This window comes from Stenotrophomonas sp. Sm10 (genome assembly GCF_030985515.1).
GTDB lineage: Bacteria > Pseudomonadota > Gammaproteobacteria > Xanthomonadales > Xanthomonadaceae > Stenotrophomonas > Stenotrophomonas hibiscicola.
Genome location: NZ_JAPTFO010000003.1, coordinates 98,294 through 119,847 on the forward strand (window position 1 = coordinate 98,294; position 21,554 = coordinate 119,847).

A 21,554-nucleotide genomic window follows, 5' to 3' on the forward strand; every position below is an offset into this window, starting at 1 on the left:
CCCGTTCACGTCTGCGGCCACAACACGGCCACCACCAGCAGTACGAACTGCACTGCGGTCAGCAGGTACTGGCGCAGCAGCAGGCGGCGCATGCCGGCCCAACGCGCATCCCAGCCGCGCAGTTGTGCAGCGGGCGAGGCACGGCGCAGGCCACTGTCGTGCAGCAGCTGATCGGTGCGGCGCGCGGCGGCTTCGTCGTGCAGGCCCTCATCGCGCAGCAGCTGCAGCAGGTCGGCATCCAGCCCCACACGCCACGCGTGGTAGGCCTGTGCGATGCCCGCGGCAACACTGAGCAGCAACAGCCCGGCAGCGATCATCGCCAGCCCCGTCTCGATGCCGAGCAGCAGCAACGCCACCAGCAACAGGCCCAGCGACAGGCATGCCGGCCAACGCCCCTGCCGCAGCAGCAGCTGCATGGTCGCCAGATCGGGAACGGTGCTCATGCGCGCGCTCCTGCTGCAGCGGTGATGGCATGCAGATGCGCCGCGCCCAGCACGATGCCGGGGCGTGCCACACGCACGATCGCGACCGCAGCGTCAGCATCGGCCGCACGACCGCTGCGCAGCAGCCAGGTGGCCACGCTGGCCGCACTGCGCGAATAGCCCAGCGCACAGCACACCAGCAACGGTCCGTGCGCATGGAGCCGCTCGATGGCCTCGACTGCCTCGCGCAGCTGCTCCGGCGTGGGCACTACCAGGTCCAGCATCGGCACACTGGCGTACGCCGCGCCTGGCGCGCGGCAGGACAGCTCGGCACAGGCATCCACCACGCCCGACAGTGGCGGCGGCAACGCGCCGTCGGGAATGCGCCCCAGCCACACGCCGTCCATCACCGGCACCGGCTGCGGCACACGCCGCGTCCATAGCCGCGAATTGATCCAGGCTGCACCCAGGTACGGCGCCAGCAGCCAGCGCGCGGCCACGGTCAGGCGACCATCGGCGCGTTTCTGGAACACCGCCGTACCCAGCCCCGCATAGGCCAGCGCCACCAGCAGCAGCGACACCACCGGCCACAGCAGCCAAAGCGCCGTGCCCCCCAGCACCACCACCGGCACCAGCAGCACCCCCGCGCCCAGCAGATAGAACGAGGCCAGACGCCAGCGCTTTGGATCACGCGCCGTGCGCCAGGCCCGCAGCGGCGGCGTACCCTGCTCCGGCCACAGCCAGACGCACAGCCAGCCGGCCAGCAGGCCGGTCGGGATATCGATGAAATGATGCTGGAACGTGGTCAGCACCGAAACACCGATCAGCAGTGCCCACACATGCAGCACCCAACGCCACACGCCGTGCAGGTACTGCGCGAACTTCACCCACAGCACGATCAGCAGCACGATGTGCAGCGATGGCGCCTGGTTGAACGGCTTGTCGAAGCCCAGCAGCACATCGAACAGCCAACCGAACACGCCGCCGATCTCCGGCCGCTCGAAGCTGAAGCGCAGTGGCCACAGCAGGAAACAGGTCACCGCGATCAGCTGTGCACTGAGCAGCCGCAGCGCGTGCCGGTCCAGTTCGAGGCGCTGACGGCACAGGAAGAAGGAGACCGCGTAGAACAGGTCGATCGACCAGTACGGCACGATCGTCCACGGAACGAAGGGAATGCGCGTCTCCCAGGCGAACGCCATCACCGGCAGTTCGGGATGGCGACCAGCCATCCAGTTGGCGAAGCCGTAGCTGGCGAAGAAGAACGGTCCCAGCAGAACCAGCCACAGCAGGGCGCGCCGCCAGGGGCGCCCTTCCGCGGCCAGTGGGGTTGCGGCCAGCGTCGCCATCACGCGGTCCGGCGCGCCAGCGACACGGTGAAGATGCCGAAGTCATCGATGCGCTGCGCCACCTTCTCGAACCCGGCCAGGCGCACCAGCTCATCCATCTCCTGCTGGGTACGGCGGCGCATCACCCACGCGGCGCCGCCTCGATGGCTGGTCAGCGCGCGGGCGATGAATTCCAGCTGCGGGTGCCAGGGCTGGCCGGTGTAGGCCAGGTAGCCGCCCACTGGCACTGCCGCAGCGATGCCCTGCAGCGATCGCAGCACCGCATCGTTGTCGGGGAACAGCTCGTACAGGCCGGACACCACCGCCAGCGTCGGCGCCGGGTCCACCGTGGCCAGCTGTGCCGGGTCGAACGCATCGCCCTGCTCGAAGTGGGCGATGTCGGCTGCACCGAGGCGCTCGATCAAGGCCTGGCCCTGGGTCACGTTCAGATCGCTGAAATCACGCAGCACGATGCGGTCGGCGCGCTGTTCGCCCTGGCCCAGCGCTTCCAGCACATAGCGGCCATGGCCGGCGGCCACGTCCAGCACGCGCACCGGCGTGCCCTGCCCGCGCAGGCGCTGGGCAGCATCGCGCAGCAGTTCCTGCAGGTGCTGGCCACGGATGCGGATGCCGCGCCAGCCGATTGCGTCCAGGTAATTGCGGTCGACCATGCGGCCCAGCGGGCCCTTGCCGCGCGCTTCGTTGCGATAGATGTAGTCGAGCGTGCTGCCGGAATCGAAACCGGTCTGCAGGCCCAGCGCAATGCCTTCGGACAGCGTGCCACCGAAGCGCAGGCCGCCGCGCACCACGCGCCAGCGCAGGTCGGCCAGGCTGTTGCGTTCGGGTGGCCACGCCAGGATCTCTGATTCCTCGAAGGTCGGTCCATGACGGTGCGCGTCACGCCGCGGCAGTTCGCGCAGCGGCTCGGCAAAACGCGCCTGGATGAAGCTGCGGATGCGCGCCAGTGCTGGTGCCCGATCGCGCTCGCCCAGCGTGTCGTGGAAGAAGCCCGGCAGATGCACCCGCTCCTTGATCGGGCTGGACAGGCGTTCATAGAAGCGATCCTGCGGGCCACGGTGCACCACGAAGTCCGAACCGGACACCAGCAGCTGCACCGGCACGCTGATGGCCTGCGCATCGGCGACGATGCGGTCAGCCGCTTCGTACAGGCCCAGCAGCACGCGCACCGAGATCGGCCGGGTGATCAGCGGATCGGTACGGTAGCTTTCCACCCGCGCCGGATCATGGGTCAGCCACTGCGGCTTGACATAGCTGTTGACGAAGAAGTTGCCGCGCAGCTTCTGCATCAAGGCCAAGCCCGGGCGCGCGAACGGCACGTACAGCTTCACCTTGAACGCCGGCGAAGCCATCACCAGCGCACGCAGGCGCGGCGCGTAATCGTGCACCCAGGTCGCGGCGACCACCGCGCCCACGCTCTGCGCGATCACCACGATATTTTCCACCGCGATGCCGTGCTCGGCACCGATGTGGGCAATGAAGCTATCGAGGTCGCGCACCAGCGCCGGGAAGCCCGGTGCATCGCCACGTGCGCCCGGCGAACGGCCATTGCCGCGCGCATCCCAGGCGAAGAAGGCGGTGTCGGGCAGGTCCAGCTCATCGACCAGGTGGGTGACCCGGCCGGAGTGCTCGTGGCCGCGGTGCAGCAGCACGATGGCCTTGGTGGCCGGGGTTGCGGTGGTGCCCGCCCAGTACCGGTAGAACAGCGGTACCTGGTCGAAGCTGTGGAATTCCCGTTCCTGCGCCTGACGCATGCAATCTCCTGATTGTCTTTTTGTATCTGCTTGATTAATTCGGCGAAACCGCCGCTTCCCGCAGTCCGCGACGGACGCGGTTGATCATCGTCAGCACGCACAACACTGCCATGGCTGCAGCCACGCCGCTGGCCGTCAGTGCACCGCCCCAGCCGAAGGCCAGCAGCAAGCCCAGCGCACCGATCACGAAGGCGCGGTCGCTCTTGCCCATCGGGCCGTCATAGCGGCGGCTGGCACCGACCATCAGCCCCAGCACGCCGGCGTACTCGCTCAGCGCCGCCGTCCAGGCCAGCAGCCACAGCGCCTCCGGGCGCACGCCGGGTATGCTGAGCAGGCTCAGGTACAGCGCCGCATCGGCGATCACATCGCACAATTCGTTCAGATAGGCGCCCAGCCGCGATTGCTGGCCGAATTCGCGCGCCAGCATGCCGTCCACCGCGTTGAGCGCCATGCGCAGCAGCATCCACAACGGCAGCAGCAGGTACAGCAGAGGCTGGGCAGGCGCGCAGCACCACACGGCCGCGGCCACCAGCAGCGAGACCAAGGCAGCGGCCACGGTCACCGTATTGGCAGTGATCCCCATGCGGAACAGACCGCGTACGGCCGGACGCAACAGGTCCTGGAAACGTCCTTTCAATGCGTAGATCGACATGATCCGTACCCGCTGATCCTTGGCAGTGCGGGGCACAGCCTACCCCATCGTTGGCAGATTCCAACAACCCTGCTCCGGTCCGCAGCCCAGCCCCCGGATCGGGCCGGATCGATGTGCCCGACCCGCCTTTACGTCAACTGCCACGGCAAATCTGCCCCTGCGGCGCCCGCCACCGGCCCCCACCGCCTACAATATCGGCCCCGCTCCGCTGCCGATTCCGTCCCATGACTGCTGATCTGTTGCCCGTCCGCCGGGCCCTCCTCTCCGTTTCCGACAAGACCGGTCTGGTCGAGCTGGCCACTGCGCTGGCGGCACGCGGCGTGGAGCTGCTGTCCACCGGCGGCACCGCCAAGGCGATCCGCGAGGCGGGCCTGGCCGTGAAGGACGTGGCCGAGGTCACCGGTTTCCCGGAAATGATGGACGGTCGGGTCAAGACCCTGCACCCGATGGTGCACGGCGGCCTGCTGGGCCGCTCCGGCCTGGATGACGCGGTGATGGCCGAGCACGGCATCGGCGCCATCGACCTGCTGGTGCTGAACCTGTACCCGTTCGAATCGGTCACCGCCAAGGCCGACTGCACCCTGGCCGACGCGGTCGAGAACATCGACATCGGCGGCCCGGCCATGCTGCGTTCGGCGGCCAAGAACTTCGCCCGCGTGGCAGTGGCCACCGACCCGTCGCAGTACCCCGAGCTGCTGGCCTCGCTGGAGGCCAACAACGGCCAGCTGACGGCTGCCACCCGCTTCGCGTTCTCGGTGGCCGCGTTCAACCGCGTCGCCCAGTACGATGCGGCGATCAGCAACTACCTGTCGGCGGTCACCGCCACCGACGCCGCCGTGCCGGTGCGTGCCGAGTACCCGGCACAGATGAACTCGACCTTCGTGAAGGTGATGGACCTGCGCTACGGCGAGAACCCGCACCAGAGCGGCGCGTTCTACCGCGACCTGTACCCGGTGCCGGGCACGCTGGCCACGTTCCAGCAGCTGCAGGGCAAGGAACTGAGCTACAACAACCTGGCCGATGCTGACGCGGCGTGGGAATGCGTGCGCCAGTTCGATGCGCCGGCCTGCGTCATCGTCAAGCACGCCAACCCGTGCGGCGTGGCCGTCGGCGCCGGCAACGGCGATGCCTACGAGCTGGCCTACGCCACCGACCCGACCAGCGCCTTCGGCGGCATCATCGCCTTCAACACGCCGCTGGACGCCGCCACCGCCAAGGTGATCCTGGACCGCCAGTTCGTGGAAGTGCTGATTGCCCCGGACTACGAGCTGGCCGCGCTGGAATACGCGCAGAAGAAGGCCAACGTACGCGTGCTGCGCATCCCGCATGGCGACGGCCTGAACAACTTCGACAGCAAGCGCGTCGGCTCGGGCCTGCTGCTGCAGTCGTCGGACAACCGCGGCATGACCCGCGACGAGCTGAAGGTGGTCAGCAAGCTGGCGCCGACCGACAAGCAGTTCAGCGACCTGCTGTTTGCCTGGAAGGTGGCCAAGTTCGTGAAGTCCAACGCGATCGTCTATGCCAAGGACAACCGCACCATCGGTGTCGGCGCCGGCCAGATGAGCCGCGTGTACTCGGCCCGCATCGCCGGCATCAAGGCCGCCGACGCGAACCTGGTGGTCGAGGGTTCGGTGATGGCCTCCGATGCGTTCTTCCCGTTCCGCGACGGCATCGATGCCGCCGCTGCCGCCGGCATCAAGGCGGTCATCCAGCCGGGCGGTTCGATGCGCGATTCCGAAGTGATCGCCGCTGCCGACGAACATGGCCTGGCCATGGTGTTCACCGGCGTGCGCCACTTCCGCCACTGATCCGCATCACCAAGCCGGGCCCTGCCCGGCTTTTCTTTTCCGCACCCGAGAACCCTGTCCCATGAAGATCCTCGTCATCGGCTCTGGCGGCCGCGAACACGCCCTGGCATGGAAGCTGGCCCAGTCCTCCCGTGTCACCGACGTGATCGTGGCGCCCGGCAACGCCGGTACCGCCAGCGAAGACAAGTGCCGCAACGTGGCGGTGAAGGTGACCGATATCGACGGCCTGCTGGCGCTGGCCCAGGCTGAAGGCGTGGCGTTGACCGTGGTCGGCCCGGAAGTACCGCTGGTGGCCGGCGTGGTCGACCGCTTCCGCGCCGCCGGCCTGCGCATCTTCGGGCCGACCGCCGCCGCCGCGCAGCTGGAAGGCAGCAAGGCCTACGCCAAGGACTTCCTGGCCCGCCACAACATCCCCACCGCGTTCTACGCCGTGCACACCGACGTGGACGCCGCGCTGGCCTACATCCGCGAGAAGGGCGCCCCCATCGTGGTCAAGGCCGATGGCCTGGCCGCCGGCAAGGGTGTGATCGTTGCGATGACCCAGGCCGAAGCCGAGGACGCCGTGCGTGACATGCTCTCGGGCAACGCCTTCGGCGATGCCGGCGCGCGCGTGGTCATCGAGGAGTTCCTCGACGGCGAGGAAGCCAGCTTCATTTCGATGGTCGATGGCGTGCATGCGCTGCCGATGGCCACCTCGCAGGACCACAAGCGCGTCGGCGACGGCGACACCGGCCCGAACACGGGCGGCATGGGCGCGTACTCGCCGGCGCCGGTGGTCACCCCGGAAGTACACGCCCGCGTGATGCGTGAGGTGGTGAATCCCACCGTGCAGGGCATGATCGCCGACGGCATCCCGTTCACCGGCTTCCTCTACGCCGGCCTGATGATCGATGCCAGCGGCGCACCGAAGGTGATCGAATTCAACGTGCGCTTCGGCGATCCGGAAACCCAGCCGGTGATGCTCCGCCTGCAGTCGGATCTGGTGGACCTGGTGGAAGCGGCGATTGATGGCCGCCTAGACCAGATCGAGGCACAGTGGGATGCGCGCCCGTCGCTGGGCGTGGTGCTGGCGGCGAAGCCCTACCCGGAAGCGCCGATCACCGGTGACGTGATTTCCGGCCTGGACGACGTGCCGGCCGCTGCCAAGGTGTTCCATGCCGGTACCGCATTGGATGCGCAGGGCCAGGTGGTCAGCGCCGGCGGCCGCGTGCTGTGCGTGGCCGCACTGGGCGACAGCGTGCGCGACGCGCAGGCCAATGCCTATGCCGGCGTAGCCAAGGTGAGCTGGGCCAACGAATTCCACCGCAACGACATTGGTTGGCGCGCGATCGCACGCGAAGAGTGACGACCGCGCCGCAGCCACGCATGGCGTGGCTCTACTGACATTGGGTAGATCCACGCCATGCATGGATGAGAACGCCACCGAAAAGAAAAGGCCCGGCAGTGCCGGGCCTTTTCATTGCTTCAACGCCTCCCCGCCTTACGCGGTGAACAGCGCCTTCATCTTCTTCAGGGCATTCGCCTCGACCTGGCGGATGCGTTCGGCCGACACGCCGTACTCGTCTGCCAGTTCCTGCAGCGTCACCTTGCTGTCGGCATCCAGCCAACGGCGGCGGATGATGTCACGCGAACGCGCATCCAGTTCGGCCAGGCCTTCGCGCAGCAGCTGCATCTGGTTGTCTTCGTTGTCCTCGCGCTCGTAGGCCATCGACGGGTCTTCGTCATCGGCAACCAGGAACGCAGCCGGCGACGGCGGGGCGTGCTCGTTGTCCTCGTCGGTCGGCGCATCGAAACCGATATCGCGACCGGACAGGCGCGATTCCATTTCCATGACCTCGCGCTCGGACACGTTCAGGTCCTTGGCCACCGCGCTGACTTCCGCCGCGTTCATCCAGCCCAGGCGCGTCTTCGACTTGCGCAGGTTGAAGAACAGCTTGCGCTGCGCCTTGGTGGTGGCGACCTTCACGATGCGCCAGTTCTTCAGGATGAACTCGTGCATTTCGGCACGGATCCAGTGCACGGCGAAGGAGACCAGGCGCACGCCCATGTCCGGGTCGAAGCGCTTGACCGCCTTCATCAGGCCGATGTTGCCTTCCTGGATCAGGTCGCCCAGGGCGAGGCCGTAGCCGTTGTAGCCGCGGGCCACGTGCACCACGAAGCGCAGGTGCGAATGCACCAGCTCGCGGGCGGCGTCCAGATCGTTGCCGTCGCGGAAGCGACGGGCCAGGTCCTGTTCGTCATCGACCGACAGCACCGGGATCTGGTGCACGGCACCGATGTAGGCGTCCAGCGAACCGAGCGCACTGGGAATCGGGAGATTGTTTGCCACAAGGGCAGTAGAGGTGTTCTGGCTCATAGGCACCCATCTTAGCAGTCCGGGATTTGGACTGCTAAAGGAGGAAAAAGTTCCAGCATCCCATTGATGCAACACTGGTCCCAAACAGAGCCCTACCGTAGCGCGATTTGATGACAGTGGCGAGCACGCTTTTCGGGATTCACAATCCCTTGGAATTCAAGCAATTACCTGCCATGAAGCGGCCGATTCCAGTCAAGCGGAGCTGAACGGGCCGTTCTGAAGGCCCATTCAGGCCCGGGGACGTTGCCCGGTGTTCAGGCCCAGCGGCCCGCCGACGCTCAGAGTGCCGAGCGCGGCGGCAGCGACCAGTCGATCGGGGCCTGGCCGTGGCGCTGCAGGTACTCGTTGGCCATCGAGAAATGATGGCAGCCGAGGAAGCCCCGATGGGCCGACAGCGGCGACGGATGCGGCGACTTCAGCACGCGATGGCGGCGGGTGTCGATCACCTTGCCCTTCTGCTGCGCATAGGCACCCCAGAGCATGAACACCAGTCCTTCGCGCTCGCGGTTGAGCACATCCACCACATGATCGGTGAAGCCTTCCCAGCCGCGGCCCTGGTGCGCGCCGGCCTTGCCCTCTTCCACCGTCAGCACGGCATTGAGCAGCAGCACGCCGCGCTGCGCCCACGGGATCAGGCAGCCGTGGTCCGGGCGCGGGATACCGAGATCGCTCTCGATCTCCTTGTAGATGTTCAGCAGCGACGGCGGCACCGGCACGCCGGGCGGTACCGAGAAACTCAGGCCGTGGGCCTGGCCGCGCCCGTGGTACGGGTCCTGGCCGAGGATCACCACCTTCACCTGCTCGAACGGCGTGGCGTCAAACGCTGCGAAGATCTGCGGCCCGGGCGGGAACACCGCCGCACCGCTGGCCTTGCGCTGGCGCAGGAAGGCCGACAGCTCGCGCATCTGCGGCTGCAACAGGTACTCACCGACGTGCTGCTTCCAGCTCGGTTCCAGCTGGATCGTCGGGGTGTCGGTTACTTCATCGATCATCGCAACAAAGGTCCATCATTCAATCGAGCCAGGCGCAGCTGGAACAGCACCTTGGTGACCAGCAGCCGCTCTTCGATCGGCTTGAGCACCAGGTCGTTGGCACCGGACTGCAGCAGCCCGGTCTGGTTGTGGGGGTTGCCGTCGCCGGTCATCACCAGCACGGGCAGGCGGCGCTTGCCGTAGCCGAAGTCCACGCGCACGCGCTGCACCACGTCGCGGCCGCTCAGCTCGCCCTTCAGGGTGACGTCGGTCAGCACCAGGTCGATGCGGTGGCGGCTGCGGCCCAGCGACTCGGCGGTGAGCAGGGTGAAGGCCTCTTCGGCGCTGACCACGTGCAGCACGTTCAACTGCTGCCGCTCGAGCATGCGCTTGGTGGCCTCGGCCACTACGCGGCTGTCCTCGATATAGAGGATGGTGGCGCCGGGGATGGTCTGCGGCTGCACATAGCCACGGATGAAGGTCGCCAGCGCTTCATGGCCCAGGGATTTGTCGAAATAGTCGGTGACGTACTCGGTGAAGCGGCGCTGCTCCAGGTGCTGCTGGGCGTCGCCGGAAACCACGATCACCGGCACATAGGCCTGTCCGGCCGCTTCGCGGACCATGCGCGCCAGCGCCAGGCCGTCGCCATCACGCAGGGTCAGCGAGGTCGTCACCAGGTCCACCGGGCCCTGCGCCAGCGCCTGCTGCGCGTCTTCGATGCTGTCGCAGCCAATCACCTCCACGCCCGGCAGGTCGCGCTGCAGGACGTCGGCGATCAGCTTGCGGACCAGCTTCGAGCCATCGACCACCATCACCCGCGTCGCGGGCCCTTCAAGGTGCTTCAGCGCTTGCGGTTGCATGCCGGTCTCAGGTATCGGTCGGGCGGGTCTGGCGCAGGAAATGGCCGGTCACCAGCCAGGCACCCAGCCAGCCCAGCAGCAGCGTGCCGAGCAGGACCAGGCCACCATGCAGCAGGTCCAGGCCATGCAGCACGAACGGGCTGCCGTAGCTGCGCGAGAGTTCGGCCAGCGGCACGCGCAGCGCGGCACCGGCGGCGCCGATCAGGGCCAGTGCAACCGCGCCTGCGCCCAGGCCATACCACGCACCCAGATACAGGAAGGGGCGGCGGATGAAGCCATCGCTGGCGCCAAGCAGCTGCAGCACGCCGATCTCTTCGCGGCGCGCCTGGATGTCCAGGCGCACCGTGTTGCCGACCACCAGCGCGGCACCCGCGCCGAGCAGCACCGACAGCACCTGCACCAGCCGCGCGCCGAACGCCAGCCAGGCATCCAGGCGCTGGCGCCACAGCGCATCGTGCTGCACCAGGTCGGCCTCGGGCAGGCTTTTCAGCGCGCGCGCCAGGCGTGCGTCGTCCTTGCCCTGGCCGGGGGTGATCACCAGCAGCGAGGGCAGCGGATTGTCGTTGAGCGCATCGATCGCCTCACCGAGGCCGGCATCGCGCAGTTCCTGCAGGCCCTGCTCGGGCGTGCGCACGTTCACTTCGGCCACGTCATCGCGGTCGCGCAGCTGGCCGGCCAGGCGAAGCGCACCGGGACCATCGATGTTGCCCTTCAGGAACACGTTGATGTCGCGCGACTGCTGCACGCTGCCGGCGAACTGCTTGAGGTTGTCCAGCGCGATCGACAGGCCCAGTGGCAGGGCCAACGCCAGCGCCATGACCATCACCGTCAGCAGGGTCGCCCACGGCTTGCGGCAGGCACGGCCCAGGCTGAACACCACGCTGTGCACGTGGTGCTGGAACCAGACGCCCACGCGCGAGGGGGCGGCGGCTTCGCTGTTTTCGTTCTTCGCCATGGTTACTCCGCCAGGTCCTGCGGCGAGATGTCATCCACCAGCCGGCCGTGGTCAAGGATCAGCACGCGCTTGCGCATGCGGCGCAGCAGCGGCAGGTCGTGACTGACCACCAGCACGCTGGTGCCGCGCGCGGGCAGCTCGGCGAACAGGGCCATGATCTCCGCTGCCAGGGTGGGGTCGAGATTGCCGGTCGGCTCATCGGCCACCAGCAGCTTGGGCTCGCCGACGATCGCGCGGGCGATGCCGACGCGCTGCTGTTCGCCGGCCGACAGCTGCGAGGGCAGCGCCTTCTCGCGATGGCCCAGCCCCATCCGCTCGAGTACCGAGCGCACGCGCTTGTTGATGTCACTACGGCGGGTACCGCGCAGGATCAGCGGCAGTGCAACGTTCTCGGCGATGGAGCGGTCCATCAGCAGGCGGTGGTCCTGGTAGACCGCCCCCACCGCGCGTCGGTGGCGCGGCACGTCGCCGCCGCGCACCTTCAGCAGGTTGCGCTCGTCGAACACCACCGCGCCGCGGCTGGGCCGCTCGTCGAGGTGGATCAACTTGAGCAGCGTACTTTTACCCGCACCGGAATGGCCGGTGACGAACAGCATCTCGCCCGGCGCGACCTCGAAGCTGACATCGGTCAGCGCCTCGTGGCCACCGGCGTACTGTTTGCTGACATTGTCGAAGCGCAGGACACTCATGCCCCGATTATGCAGGACCGGCGCGACGTCGTGGAGACGGTGGGTGCCACCGGCCCCGCCTGGTGGGTGCCGACCGTTGGTCGGCACACCTTTCAAAGCCACCCGACCAACGGTCGGGTGCTACCCGCTGATCGGCAGCGCCGATCAGCTGCCCGACAGCATCCGGCGGATCTTGCGGCCGATGCGGGTCAGGAACGAGTCACCGGTATCGGCGGCGGTACGCACCGGCTTGGCCACCACCTGCACCGGGGTCACCGGGCTGGCGCCGTTGCCGGCGTTGGCCTGTACACCCTCGGTACCTTCGACCGGACGGCCGTGGCGACGACGACGGCGCTTGCGCGGCTTGTGCTCACCGTCCACCGTGGCTGCCGGTGCGCCTTCGGCACGCGGCGGGCGCGGCGGACGCGGGGCCTGGGCGGCGGCGCCTTCGGCACCGGCAACCGCGGCGGCAGCGCCCTGCTCGCCTTCCACGCGCGGCTTGCGCGGGCCACGCGCACGGCGTTCGCCGCTGCGTTCACCGTCGCGACTACCGCGGCCACCACCACTGCCTGAGCGGCCGCCGCTGCGGCCACCGCCCCGACGCTCTTCCTCGGCGGCGCGGGCTTCGCGCGCTTCGCGGAAGATCTGGCCGACGCTTTCGTTGTCCTCGCCTTCCTCGCCTGCCGCCGGCGCCGGGCGTTCCGGGCGCGGCAGCGGGGTCAGCAGTTCCTTGGTGACCGGCTCGGACGGAATCTTCTGCTCGATATAGGCCTCGATGTCCGGCAGGCCCATGGCGTAGCGCTCGCAGGCGAAGCTGATCGCGTCGCCCTCCTCACCCAGGCGCGCGGTGCGGCCGATGCGATGCACGTAGTCTTCGGCGTCGAACGGCAGGTCGTAGTTGTAGACGTACTTGATGCCGTCGATGTGCAGGCCGCGCGCAGCCACGTCGGTGGCCACCAGGATTTCCAGCTGGCCCTTCTGGAAGCGGTTGAGCAGGCTCTCGCGCTTCTTCTGCGGCACATCACCGGACAGCACGCCGACACGGTAGCCGGCCTTTTCCAGCGAACGCGCCACGCGCTCGACGAACACCTTGGTGTTGACGAAGACCATGGTGCGCGCGCCTTCGCTGCGCGACAGCAGGCCCAGCAGCAGCGGAATCTTTTCGTCGTCGGCCGGGAAGTAGATGCGCTGGCGCACGCGCGCGGCGGTGATGGTCTCGGCTTCGACCACCAGCTTCTGCGGTTCGTTCATGTGCTCGTAGGCCAGCTCCAGCACGCGATGGCTGAGGGTGGCACTGAACAGCAGGGTCTGGCGGGTGGTGCGCTCGGGCATGCGGCGGAGCAGGAAGCGGATGTCCTTGATGAAGCCCAGGTCGAACATGCGGTCGGCTTCGTCCAGCACGCAGATCTCGCAGGCGTGCAGCGACACCACCTTGTGCTGCTTCACATAGTCGATCAGGCGGCCCGGGGTGGCGATGATCACGTCCACGCCCTGCTGCAGCAGTTCGCGCTGCTTGTCGTAATCCACGCCGCCGTAGACCAGGGCGAAGCGCAGGCCCAGGTCGGAACCGAACTTCACCGCATCCTTGTGGATCTGGATGGCCAGTTCGCGGGTCGGGGCGAGGATCAGCGCGCGCGGATCTTCCGGCTTGCGGTCGGCCAGGGCCGGACGCGTCAGCAGGCGGTTCACGACAGCGACCAGGAAGGCCAGGGTCTTGCCGGTGCCGGTCTGGGCCTGGCCGGCAACATCACCACCGGGCAGCGCGACGGGCAGGGTCAGCGCCTGGATCGGGGTGCAACGGGTGAATCCGGCTCCTTCAAGACCGGCCTGCAGGGCCGGATGCAGCTCGAAGGAGGAAAAGGTCAAATCGGTCAGCGGTTTGTCGCTCATGAGTCCGTCTTGGTATGGCCGCCGGCCCGTGGGGCGGCTGGCACTTCAGCGTCTGGGGGCACCGTCGCAAACTGCGGCCCCTGCGGCGGGTTGGCAGGCTGGGACCACCCGGTCCGCGCGCCGCACAATGCCCCAGTTTACCGCACTCGGGCAGGCAAACCGGAATGCGGCGTCTCATGGCATCCAGAGACGCTACCTTCACCCAGCCACACCGGACTTGAACGGCCCGCCCGGGTTCGCTGGTGTCGCCCACTGCCAGCCCCATGTACAGGAAGACAGTGAAATCCGACACATACCGGCCATCGAAGCGATCACGATACGCTGGGTTCCAACCGGCGCCTGTCCCTGCCCTGCGATAGGGGTACACTGCCGGCCGTGAGCGTCCAGGCATCCCGCCGAACGCACCGCGGCAGTGCGCCGCGAGGCAACGACGAGGGTCGCGCCACCGGGCATGGCCCAGTTCACCCACCTCCGGCATGGCCGGGTGCAATCCAAGACGAGAAACCAAGATGAGCGACAAGGTTGTACATGTCGGCGATGCCGACTTTGATAGCGCAGTGCTGAATTCCAAGGAACCGGTGCTGGTCGATTTCTGGGCCGAGTGGTGTGGCCCGTGCAAGATGATCGCCCCGGCGCTGGACGAACTGGCCGATGCCTACCAGGGCCGCGCCAAGATCGCCAAGGTCAACGTTGACCACAACCGTGCGCTGGCCGCCAAGTACCACGTGCGTTCGATTCCGTACCTGGTCGTGTTCAAGGACGGCGAGAAGGTCGGCGAGCAGATCGGTGCGGTGGGCAAGGCCCAGCTGGCCGGCCTGCTGGACAAGGCCCTGGCCTGATCCTGCGGTTCTCCGGCAGCCGCCGAACGCGGCTGCCGGCGGCGCCCCTGCGCCCATGATGAATGCTGTTCCCGGCGACCCTTGCATGGCGCCGCAGGCCGATGATAGTGTCGGCATATCCGGCCGCGTTCGCGTGCCGCACCCTCTGGACGCAGTTTCTTCCAGACCCATTCCCAACGTTCGCCGCCCCAGCCGGGCGCTCGCACCTTCAAGCGAGGAATAACGCTCTTGTCCGATAACACTTCCGAAACCGGCAGCGCCGATGCGCCCGCCGAAAAGCGTGTGCGCAAGCCCCGCGTGAGCAAGGCCGCCGCCCCGGCAGCCGCCGAAACCAGCGCCGCTCCGGCGCAGCCGACGCTGCCGTTGGCCTCCGCGCCCGAAGCTCCCGCGCCGGCGCCTGCCGCAGCACCTGCACCGAGCGCGCCCGCCGCCGAGGCCCCTGCCAGCAGTGGCGGTGGCGAAGGCAGCGAAGGCCGCGAATCCGGCCAGCCGCGCCAGCAGCACAACCATCAGGGGGGCGGCCAGAACCAGGGCCAGAACCCATACAACCAGAATGGCCAGCAGGGCCAGGGGCAGGGCAACCGCCGCGACCGCTTCCGCAACCGCCGCGACCGTGACCGCAACAACCGCTTCCGCGACGAGGGCATGCCCAACGACGGCGGCGAGCAGCAGCCGTTCGTGCCGCGCCCGCACGCCAACGTGCCCGAGGGCTTCCCGGTCTATTCGCTGAGCGACCTCAAGCGCATGCCGGCACAGAAGCTGCTGGAAATCGCCGAGCAGCTGCAGATCTCCGAAGGCGTGGCCCGCGCCCGCAAGCAGGATGTGATCTTCGCCCTGCTGAAGGTGCTGACCCGCCACGGCGATGGCGTTGCCGCCGACGGTGTACTGGAAATCCTGCCGGATGGCTTTGGCTTCCTGCGCGCGGCTGAAGCCAGCTACCTGGCCGGCCCGGACGACACCTACATCTCGCCCAGCCAGATCCGCCGCTTCAACCTGCGCACCGGCGACCACATCTCCGGCCGCATCCGCTTCCCGAAGGACGGCGAGCGCTACTTCGCGCTGAACATCGTCGACACCATCAACGGCGAGCCGATCGAAGCGTCGAAGAACAAGGTGCTGTTCGAGAACCTGACCGCGCTGTTCCCGCGCCGCCGCTTCACCCTGGAGCGTGGCAACGGTTCGTCGGAAGACATCACCGGCCGCATCCTCGACCTGATGGCGCCGCAGGGCAAGGGCCAGCGCTCGCTCATCGTGTCGCAGCCGAAGGCCGGCAAGACGATGATGATGCAGCAGGTCGCTACTGCCATCACCACCAACCACCCGGACGTGCACCTGATCGTGCTGCTGATCGACGAGCGCCCGGAAGAAGTGACCGAAATGCAGCGCACCGTGCGCGGCGAGGTCATCAGCTCGACCTTCGACGAGCCGGCCGCGCGCCACGTGCAGGTGGCCGAAATGGTCATCGAGCGCGCCAAGCGCCTGGTCGAGCACAAGAAGGACGTGGTGATCCTGCTCGACTCGATCACCCGCCTGGCCCGCGCCTACAACAACGTGGTGCCGAGCTCGGGCAAGGTGCTGACCGGTGGCGTGGACGCCAACGCCCTGCACCGCCCGAAGCGCTTCTTCGGTGCCGCGCGCAACGTGGAAGAAGGCGGCAGCCTGACCATCATCGCCACCGCGCTGGTCGACACCGGCTCGAAGATGGACGAGGTGATCTACGAAGAGTTCAAGGGCACCGGCAACAGCGAAGTGCACCTGAGCCGCCGTATTGCTGAAAAGCGCGTGTTCCCGGCCATCGACATCAACCGTTCCGGCACCCGCCGCGAAGACCTGCTGATCGAGCCGGAACTGCTGCAGAAGATCTGGATCCTGCGCAAGCTGCTGCATCCGATGGACGAAATGGCCGCGATGGAATTCCTGCTGGACAAGATGAAGAACACCAAGTCCAACGACGAGTTCTTCGGTTCGATGAAGCGCTGATCCGGCGTTGCATCGGAAGAAGCCTGCCGCTCGCTGCGGCAGGTTTTTTTTTGCCTGCAGGGCGACCTGTTTCACTTTGCCGCCTCCGACTTTTGGCGATAATTCGCCCTATACCCTGCCCGGCCCCGAGGGCCTGGCCACCGATTCCCGCTGTCGCCCCTTCCGGAGAACCGGTCGGGTCCAGCCTCCTGCCGGATCCGTCGACGCATGCGAACGCTGTCTCCCCGCCTCAACCTGGGCAAGCTGATCCTCGCCCTGGCCCTGCTCAGCGCCATCATCGCCCTGGCCAATACCCTGCTGGCCAGCTACCGGGTGCAGCGCGACCAGCTGGTCGGCAATACCCTGGAAGCCAACCGCGTCTATGCCACCAAGCTGGCCGAGACCACCCAGAACTTCCTGCTGGCCGCGCAGCAGGAGTTGGCCTACGCCGCCACCCGGCTGGGCCAGAGCAATCTCGATCCGGCACAGGCGCAGGACGAAGCCAGCCGCCTGCAGTTGCAGACCAACAGCTTCAATTCCTCGCTGGTGGTCGATGCCGATGGCCTGGTGATCGCCACCTCGCCACAGACCCTGCAGTTGCAGGGCGAGATCCTGCACAGCGTCGGCAACAACGCGGCACTGGCGGCGCGCCAGCCGATGATCAGTGACCCGTACCAGTCGGCCACCGGCAAGCTGCTGGTCTCGCTGTCGCACCCGATCTTCGACCGCCAGGGCCGCTATCGCGGCTACGTCAGCGGCACCCTCTACCTGCGCCAGCGCAGTGCGCTGCACACGCTGCTGGGCAAGCACTACTACCGCGACGGCTCGTACCTGTACGTGGTGGACCGCAATGGCCGCCTGCTGTACCACGCCGATGGCAAGCGGGTCGGCGACTACGTGGTCGGCAACCCGGCGGTGAAGGCAGTCGTGCGCGGTGAACGCGGTGCGCAGCAGGTCCGCAACAACCTGGGCGTGTCGATGCTGGCCGGCTATGCGCCGGTACCGGCCACCGGCTGGGGCATCGTCGCCCAGCGGCCGACCGAGGCCACGCTGCAGCCATTGTCGCGGTTGATGACCGCGGTGATCTGGAACGCGATCCCGCTCGGCCTGCTGTCACTGCTGGTCACCTGGTGGTTCGCCCGCCGCATCTCGCTGCCACTGTGGCAGCTCGCACGCAACGTGCAGGGCGGCGAAGACACTGGCAATGCGATCAGCCACGTCAGCGGCATCCGCGCGTGGTACTTCGAGGTCGCCCAACTCAAGCAGGCAGTGCTGCACAGCTTCAATGCCCTGCAGGACCGTATCGGTACGCTCAACCGTGCCAGCCGTACCGACCCGCTGACCGGCCTGCTCAACCGCCGCGGCCTGCAGCAGGCGCTGGACGCGCTGCAGGTGCAGGGCATCCCGTTCGCGATCCTGGCGCTGGACATCGACCGCTTCAAGTCGATCAACGACAGCCATGGCCACGACGTCGGCGACGCCGCCATCGTCCACATCGCCGACCAGATGCGCCGCTATTCGCGCGACAGCGACATCCTCTGCCGCGCCGGCGGCGAGGAATTCCTGCTGCTGCTGCCGGGCATCAGTACCGACTCGGCCCGCCAGGCCGGTGAACGCCTGCGCCAGCACATCGCCGATCACCCATTCGAACCGGTCGGCACCATCACCGTGTCGCTGGGCGTGGCTCACTTCCCCAGCTTCCATGTCGACGCCGAGCAGGCATTGCGGCTGGCCGACAAGGCGCTGTACATGGCCAAGGAACAAGGCCGCAACCGGGTGGTGATTTACCCTTACGCCGACTGACGCGGAGCCGGGCTGCCCGGCTCCGCAGCGGGTCTCAGCTCTGTTGCAGCGGGGTCAGCAGGCGCAGGCCGCGCTTGGCGCCGTCCACCATGTAGACGCCGCCTTCCGGCAGCAGATCGCTGCCGGCCTGCTCGACCGGGTCAGCCTCGTGCCACGGCACGCTCTGCCGCGGCCCCGGAATGAAGGCGCGCCAGCGGCCATAGCGTTCCGCCTCTGCATTGGGATCATGGTTCAGGGCGAAGTTCACCGGGATGCGAACCGTCCAGCTGTCCCGGGTGCTGTCCTCGCCGGTGGTCGGCGGCTTGAAGGTCCAGGTACGGGCGGTGCTGACGCTGGCTCTGGCCAGGATGTCGCGCATCTTGGCCAGGGTCCGCTCGGACGCGACCACAGCCATGTTCACCTGCTCGGCGGCCACGTCGGCCACTGTTCCGTCGCGCGCCACCTTGACCAGCAGCAGCACCTCACCCTGGCCACCGTTTCGGTAGGCCGCCTCCGGGTAGCGCGGCGGTGTCATGTGCAGCGGGGTCACCGAATCAGTGGCCTTCGGATCGTACTCGCTGAAGTCGACACTGGTCATGCTGATTTCATAACCGCCATCGGCCGCAGCCTTGCCGCGCAGGCGAACGCGCAAAGGGGCCCTCGTGGCCACCGCCTGGCCATCGCGCAGCGTGGGCTCGAAGCGCCAGCCACCGATGGTGCCTTCGACGAAGGAGGCGATGCCCGGGGCGACCATGGCTTTCTGGTCCAGCACCAGCGAACTGACCGCGCCCTCCGGCGTGACCTCGATATGACCGGACAGCACCATGCTCATTTCCGCAGTCGCACGTACAGCGCGTGCGGTCTGCGCAGTGGCGTCACCTGCAAGCAGGGGGGCGCCGGCACCGACGGCCAGCGCGAGGGCGAGAAACAGTGGAGAACGCATCATTGCCGGATCCTTGGTGATGATCGGCGAGAGTACCTCAGCCCAAGCGCCCAGGACAGCCGGCTCAGGCCAGCCGGTGCGCGCCCGAATAGGGCGGCGTGTCCGGATAGTCACCTCGGCCGAAGCGTTCCTGCAGGCCCTGCCACCAGCCCGGGTCGAACAGGTGCCGGTAGTGCTCGCGCACCGCTGCCAGCTCTGCAGCGGGCAGGCCCATGAACGGGCCGAAGCGCTCGGGAAACACATCGCGCGGACCAACATGGAACCACGGCTCGTCGGACATCGCTTCCTCCGGCGTACGCGGCTGCGGCCAGGCGCGGAACACGCAGTCGCTGACCAGGCACAGCTCGTCGTAGTCGTAGAATACGGCCCGCCCATGCCGTGATACGCCGAAATTCTTCGGCAGCATGTCACCGGGGAAGATGTTGTTGCGCGCCATGTCGGTGATCGCCTGCGCATAGTCGAGCACCGCCGCCCGCACCGCCTCCCCGCCCTGCTCGCGCAGGTACAGATTCAATGGACGGAAACGACGCTGCACATAGCACAGTGCGACTTCGACCTCATCGCCATCGATGCGTACGCTCTGCGCGCACTGCTGCAGCAGTTCATCCAGCAGGGCCGGCGCGAAGCGCTCGCGCGGGAAGCGCAGATGACGATACGGCTGTGCATCGAGCAGGCGGCCGACACGATCGAGGTTGAACACCAGCGCGTACTTCTCTTCCACCTGCTGTCGCGACATCGCCTTGGGCCACGCGAAGCGGTCGCGGATCAGCTTGAACACCAGCGGGTAACTGGGCAGGGTAAACACCGCCATGACCATGCCCGGCGTGCCTTCGGCATGCACCAGCCGCTCCTGCGGGTGCTCGCTGAAGTGGCGGAAGAAGGTGCGGTAGCGCTCGGTCTTGCCCTGCTTGGCGCGTCCCAGCACCGTGTAGATCTCATCGATGGGCTTGCCCGGCAGCAGGCTGCGCAGGAACACCACGGCATCGCCCACCGTGCCCAGGTCGGCCTGGAAGTAGCTGCGCGACACGCCAAACAGATGGGCGACATCACGGCGCCGGGTGAGCACCGCATCGGCTCGCAGCCCGCGCTCATCGTTGACCAGCGCGATCACGCAGGGCGAGAAGCGATGCTCACCGAACACGCGGCCAACCAGGTAGGCGCGGCGCTCGCGGTAGAACACCGTGTCGAGCAGTTCAATGCTGCGCACCGGCGTGTCCCCCCAATGGGCGAGGTCGTCCTGCAGGCGCACGGCAATGGCCGCCGCGCAACGCAACTGGTGCGCGTAGGGAATGTCGAAGCGGTAGTCGGCCAGCACGCGTTGCAGGGCCTCCACCGGTCGCGTCGGCGACACCGCGTAGGTATGCCGCGCGACGGGATGGGTGATCGCATCGGACGGCTCGACGTCGAAAGCAATGAATTCCAGCGCCGGGTCCACGCCGCCGGTAGCGAACAGGCGCCGCGACAGCGTGTTGTAGAACGTCTTGTACAGCTCGGCGTCAATCAGGCCCTGCAGCAGCGCGCTGTACCGCGCGTGCACCTGCAGCCACAGCGCACGCTCGCCGATCGCGTCACCGGCGAGCCGACGCAACGCATCCATCTGCTCGGCGATGCACAGGTCGTACAGGGCAATGCGCTCGACCGCATCCTGCCGCGCACCGGCCCAGTCGCGCTGCTCGAAGCGCTGCCGTGCCCGCGCGGTGATCGCCGCGAAACGGGCGTGGTACTGCTCGAAACCGTCGCGGATGGCACCTGCGATACGCGGTGCCAGCTCGGCAGCGATGTCAGGCTTGGACATGCATGGCTCACCCGGGAAGACCGGCTTTACCATACGCTGGCGTGGGGTTGCTTGTGTAGAGCCGAGCCCATGCTCGGCTGATCCAGGCAGAAGCAGCCGAGCATGGCTCGGCTCTACAGTTGCAAAGAGCAGTCGGGCGGGCTCGACTCTACCGAAGCCAATGGCTCAGATCGCCAGTTCGGCCTCCACGTCCTGCACCTTGCGTCGGGCCAGTGCAAGGTTGGACTTGGTCCGGTCCAGCACGATGTAGAAGAACAGTCCCTTCTTCTTCGCGACCGGTCGCATGATGTGGTACGCCTTGCCCAGCGAGATCAGGATGTCCTCGATGCTGTCATTGAGGTTCAACGAGGCGGCGGTCTTCATCTTGGCCCGGATCACTTCGGTGTTGCCGGCAGCGGCCACCTCCATGTCCATGCCGGCACCGGCTTCGCCCAGCAGCATGCCGCTTTCGTAGTCGACCAGCGCCACTGCCTGCGCGCCGTCGATGCCCATCAGTGCGTTCAACGATTCATTCAATCCAGCCACGTCGCACCCCTTGTCGATGTTGGTTCGAGCCC

Annotated in this window: 18 protein-coding genes; 5 read left to right on the forward strand and 13 right to left on the reverse strand. The window is 67.4% G+C overall.

What is annotated here, in order from left to right; all coding sequences use genetic code 11:
• Nucleotides 1-5: 5 nt before the first annotated feature.
• From O0J15_RS01725 to O0J15_RS01740, 4 genes are read right to left on the reverse strand one after another with little or no spacing between them, the layout of a single operon-like run.
• Nucleotides 6-443 carry a hypothetical protein gene (locus tag O0J15_RS01725; protein ID WP_021203254.1) on the reverse strand — a complete coding sequence of 146 codons (438 nt, stop codon included), beginning with the start codon at nucleotides 441-443 and terminating at the stop codon, nucleotides 6-8.
• On the reverse strand, nucleotides 440-1,768 hold the full coding sequence (locus O0J15_RS01730) for a phosphatase PAP2/dual specificity phosphatase family protein (RefSeq protein WP_308304982.1): 1,329 nt from the start codon (nucleotides 1,766-1,768) through the stop codon (nucleotides 440-442). Before O0J15_RS01730 ends, O0J15_RS01725 begins: the two co-directional genes overlap by 4 nt.
• The gene (locus O0J15_RS01735) at nucleotides 1,768-3,519 is read right to left on the reverse strand and encodes a bifunctional alpha/beta hydrolase/class I SAM-dependent methyltransferase (protein ID WP_308304983.1); all 1,752 of its coding nucleotides are present in this window, start codon (nucleotides 3,517-3,519) and stop codon (nucleotides 1,768-1,770) included. The genes O0J15_RS01730 and O0J15_RS01735 overlap by 1 nt, the downstream gene beginning before the upstream one ends.
• Nucleotides 3,520-3,553: 34 nt before the next feature.
• Nucleotides 3,554-4,171 carry a CDP-alcohol phosphatidyltransferase family protein gene (locus tag O0J15_RS01740; RefSeq protein WP_134730104.1) on the reverse strand — a complete coding sequence of 206 codons (618 nt, stop codon included), beginning with the start codon at nucleotides 4,169-4,171 and terminating at the stop codon, nucleotides 3,554-3,556.
• A gap of 224 nt (nucleotides 4,172-4,395) precedes the next feature.
• Here O0J15_RS01740 and purH point away from each other — a divergent pair, with 224 nt between their 5' ends.
• Nucleotides 4,396-5,979: a bifunctional phosphoribosylaminoimidazolecarboxamide formyltransferase/IMP cyclohydrolase gene (purH, locus tag O0J15_RS01745; RefSeq protein WP_308304984.1), complete on the forward strand. Its 1,584-nt coding sequence runs from the start codon at nucleotides 4,396-4,398 to the stop codon at nucleotides 5,977-5,979.
• 61 nt (nucleotides 5,980-6,040) lie between these two features.
• Nucleotides 6,041-7,324, forward strand: a complete 1,284-nt coding sequence (gene purD, locus O0J15_RS01750) for a phosphoribosylamine--glycine ligase (protein WP_134735084.1) — start codon at nucleotides 6,041-6,043, stop codon at nucleotides 7,322-7,324.
• Between the two features lie 135 nt (nucleotides 7,325-7,459).
• Here the strand turns inward: purD and rpoH are convergent, their stop codons facing one another.
• From rpoH to rhlB, 6 genes are all read right to left on the reverse strand, one after another.
• Entirely contained in the window at nucleotides 7,460-8,335 is an 876-nt protein-coding gene (rpoH, locus tag O0J15_RS01755; protein ID WP_049412914.1) for an RNA polymerase sigma factor RpoH, read from the reverse strand.
• 278 nt (nucleotides 8,336-8,613) lie between these two features.
• The gene (gene ung / locus O0J15_RS01760; RefSeq protein ID WP_308304985.1) at nucleotides 8,614-9,327 is read right to left on the reverse strand and encodes a uracil-DNA glycosylase; all 714 of its coding nucleotides are present in this window, start codon (nucleotides 9,325-9,327) and stop codon (nucleotides 8,614-8,616) included.
• Nucleotides 9,324-10,166 (reverse strand): response regulator, encoded by an 843-nt coding sequence (locus O0J15_RS01765; protein WP_019660837.1) that lies wholly within the window; start codon nucleotides 10,164-10,166, stop codon nucleotides 9,324-9,326. The genes ung and O0J15_RS01765 overlap by 4 nt, the downstream gene beginning before the upstream one ends.
• A 7-nt stretch (nucleotides 10,167-10,173) precedes the next feature.
• Entirely contained in the window at nucleotides 10,174-11,121 is a 948-nt protein-coding gene (ftsX, locus tag O0J15_RS01770; protein ID WP_308304986.1) for a permease-like cell division protein FtsX, read from the reverse strand.
• 2 nt (nucleotides 11,122-11,123) lie between these two features.
• A complete protein-coding gene (gene ftsE / locus O0J15_RS01775; protein WP_032129538.1) occupies nucleotides 11,124-11,810 on the reverse strand; it encodes a cell division ATP-binding protein FtsE in 687 nt (228 codons plus the stop codon).
• 144 nt (nucleotides 11,811-11,954) lie between these two features.
• Nucleotides 11,955-13,679, reverse strand: a complete 1,725-nt coding sequence (gene rhlB, locus O0J15_RS01780) for an ATP-dependent RNA helicase RhlB (RefSeq protein ID WP_019660839.1) — start codon at nucleotides 13,677-13,679, stop codon at nucleotides 11,955-11,957.
• A 509-nt stretch (nucleotides 13,680-14,188) separates the two neighbouring features.
• Between rhlB and trxA the strand changes: the two genes are divergently transcribed.
• From trxA to O0J15_RS01795, 3 genes are all read left to right on the forward strand, one after another.
• Nucleotides 14,189-14,518 carry a thioredoxin gene (gene trxA, locus O0J15_RS01785; protein WP_005411275.1) on the forward strand — a complete coding sequence of 110 codons (330 nt, stop codon included), beginning with the start codon at nucleotides 14,189-14,191 and terminating at the stop codon, nucleotides 14,516-14,518.
• Nucleotides 14,519-14,746: 228 nt separating this feature from the next.
• Nucleotides 14,747-16,498: a transcription termination factor Rho gene (gene rho / locus O0J15_RS01790; RefSeq protein ID WP_019660840.1), complete on the forward strand. Its 1,752-nt coding sequence runs from the start codon at nucleotides 14,747-14,749 to the stop codon at nucleotides 16,496-16,498.
• Between the two features lie 207 nt (nucleotides 16,499-16,705).
• Entirely contained in the window at nucleotides 16,706-18,280 is a 1,575-nt protein-coding gene (locus tag O0J15_RS01795) for a sensor domain-containing diguanylate cyclase (protein ID WP_019660841.1), read from the forward strand.
• 34 nt (nucleotides 18,281-18,314) lie between these two features.
• On the opposite strand, the gene O0J15_RS01800 is transcribed toward O0J15_RS01795, so the two are convergent.
• The 3 genes from O0J15_RS01800 to O0J15_RS01810 all read right to left on the reverse strand — a co-directional run bounded on the left by O0J15_RS01800 (nucleotide 18,315) and on the right by O0J15_RS01810 (nucleotide 21,522).
• Nucleotides 18,315-19,205 carry an energy transducer TonB gene (locus O0J15_RS01800; protein WP_111098611.1) on the reverse strand — a complete coding sequence of 297 codons (891 nt, stop codon included), beginning with the start codon at nucleotides 19,203-19,205 and terminating at the stop codon, nucleotides 18,315-18,317.
• A gap of 61 nt (nucleotides 19,206-19,266) precedes the next feature.
• Nucleotides 19,267-20,997: a bifunctional isocitrate dehydrogenase kinase/phosphatase gene (gene aceK, locus O0J15_RS01805; RefSeq protein ID WP_308304987.1), complete on the reverse strand. Its 1,731-nt coding sequence runs from the start codon at nucleotides 20,995-20,997 to the stop codon at nucleotides 19,267-19,269.
• 165 nt (nucleotides 20,998-21,162) lie between these two features.
• On the reverse strand, nucleotides 21,163-21,522 hold the full coding sequence (locus O0J15_RS01810) for a hypothetical protein (protein ID WP_005419760.1): 360 nt from the start codon (nucleotides 21,520-21,522) through the stop codon (nucleotides 21,163-21,165).
• Between the last annotated feature and the right edge of the window lie 32 nt (nucleotides 21,523-21,554).

Excerpts from the sequence above, each read along its gene's own strand:
- O0J15_RS01795 (WP_019660841.1), top strand. The coding sequence starts at position 16,706 with ATGCGAACGCTGTCTCCCCGCCTCAACCTGGGCAAGCTGATCCTCGCC.
- rhlB (WP_019660839.1), bottom strand. The coding sequence starts at position 13,679 with ATGAGCGACAAACCGCTGACCGATTTGACCTTTTCCTCCTTCGAGCTG.
- purD (WP_134735084.1), top strand. The coding sequence starts at position 6,041 with ATGAAGATCCTCGTCATCGGCTCTGGCGGCCGCGAACACGCCCTGGCA.
- O0J15_RS01735 (WP_308304983.1), bottom strand. The coding sequence starts at position 3,519 with ATGCGTCAGGCGCAGGAACGGGAATTCCACAGCTTCGACCAGGTACCG.
- O0J15_RS01765 (WP_019660837.1), bottom strand. The coding sequence starts at position 10,166 with ATGCAACCGCAAGCGCTGAAGCACCTTGAAGGGCCCGCGACGCGGGTG.
- rpoH (WP_049412914.1), bottom strand. The coding sequence starts at position 8,335 with ATGAGCCAGAACACCTCTACTGCCCTTGTGGCAAACAATCTCCCGATT.
- O0J15_RS01730 (WP_308304982.1), bottom strand. The coding sequence starts at position 1,768 with ATGGCGACGCTGGCCGCAACCCCACTGGCCGCGGAAGGGCGCCCCTGG.
- purH (WP_308304984.1), top strand. The coding sequence starts at position 4,396 with ATGACTGCTGATCTGTTGCCCGTCCGCCGGGCCCTCCTCTCCGTTTCC.
- trxA (WP_005411275.1), top strand. The coding sequence starts at position 14,189 with ATGAGCGACAAGGTTGTACATGTCGGCGATGCCGACTTTGATAGCGCA.
- O0J15_RS01740 (WP_134730104.1), bottom strand. The coding sequence starts at position 4,171 with ATGTCGATCTACGCATTGAAAGGACGTTTCCAGGACCTGTTGCGTCCG.
- ung (WP_308304985.1), bottom strand. The coding sequence starts at position 9,327 with ATGATCGATGAAGTAACCGACACCCCGACGATCCAGCTGGAACCGAGC.
- O0J15_RS01800 (WP_111098611.1), bottom strand. The coding sequence starts at position 19,205 with ATGATGCGTTCTCCACTGTTTCTCGCCCTCGCGCTGGCCGTCGGTGCC.
- aceK (WP_308304987.1), bottom strand. The coding sequence starts at position 20,997 with ATGTCCAAGCCTGACATCGCTGCCGAGCTGGCACCGCGTATCGCAGGT.
- ftsE (WP_032129538.1), bottom strand. The coding sequence starts at position 11,810 with ATGAGTGTCCTGCGCTTCGACAATGTCAGCAAACAGTACGCCGGTGGC.
- ftsX (WP_308304986.1), bottom strand. The coding sequence starts at position 11,121 with ATGGCGAAGAACGAAAACAGCGAAGCCGCCGCCCCCTCGCGCGTGGGC.
- O0J15_RS01725 (WP_021203254.1), bottom strand. The coding sequence starts at position 443 with ATGAGCACCGTTCCCGATCTGGCGACCATGCAGCTGCTGCTGCGGCAG.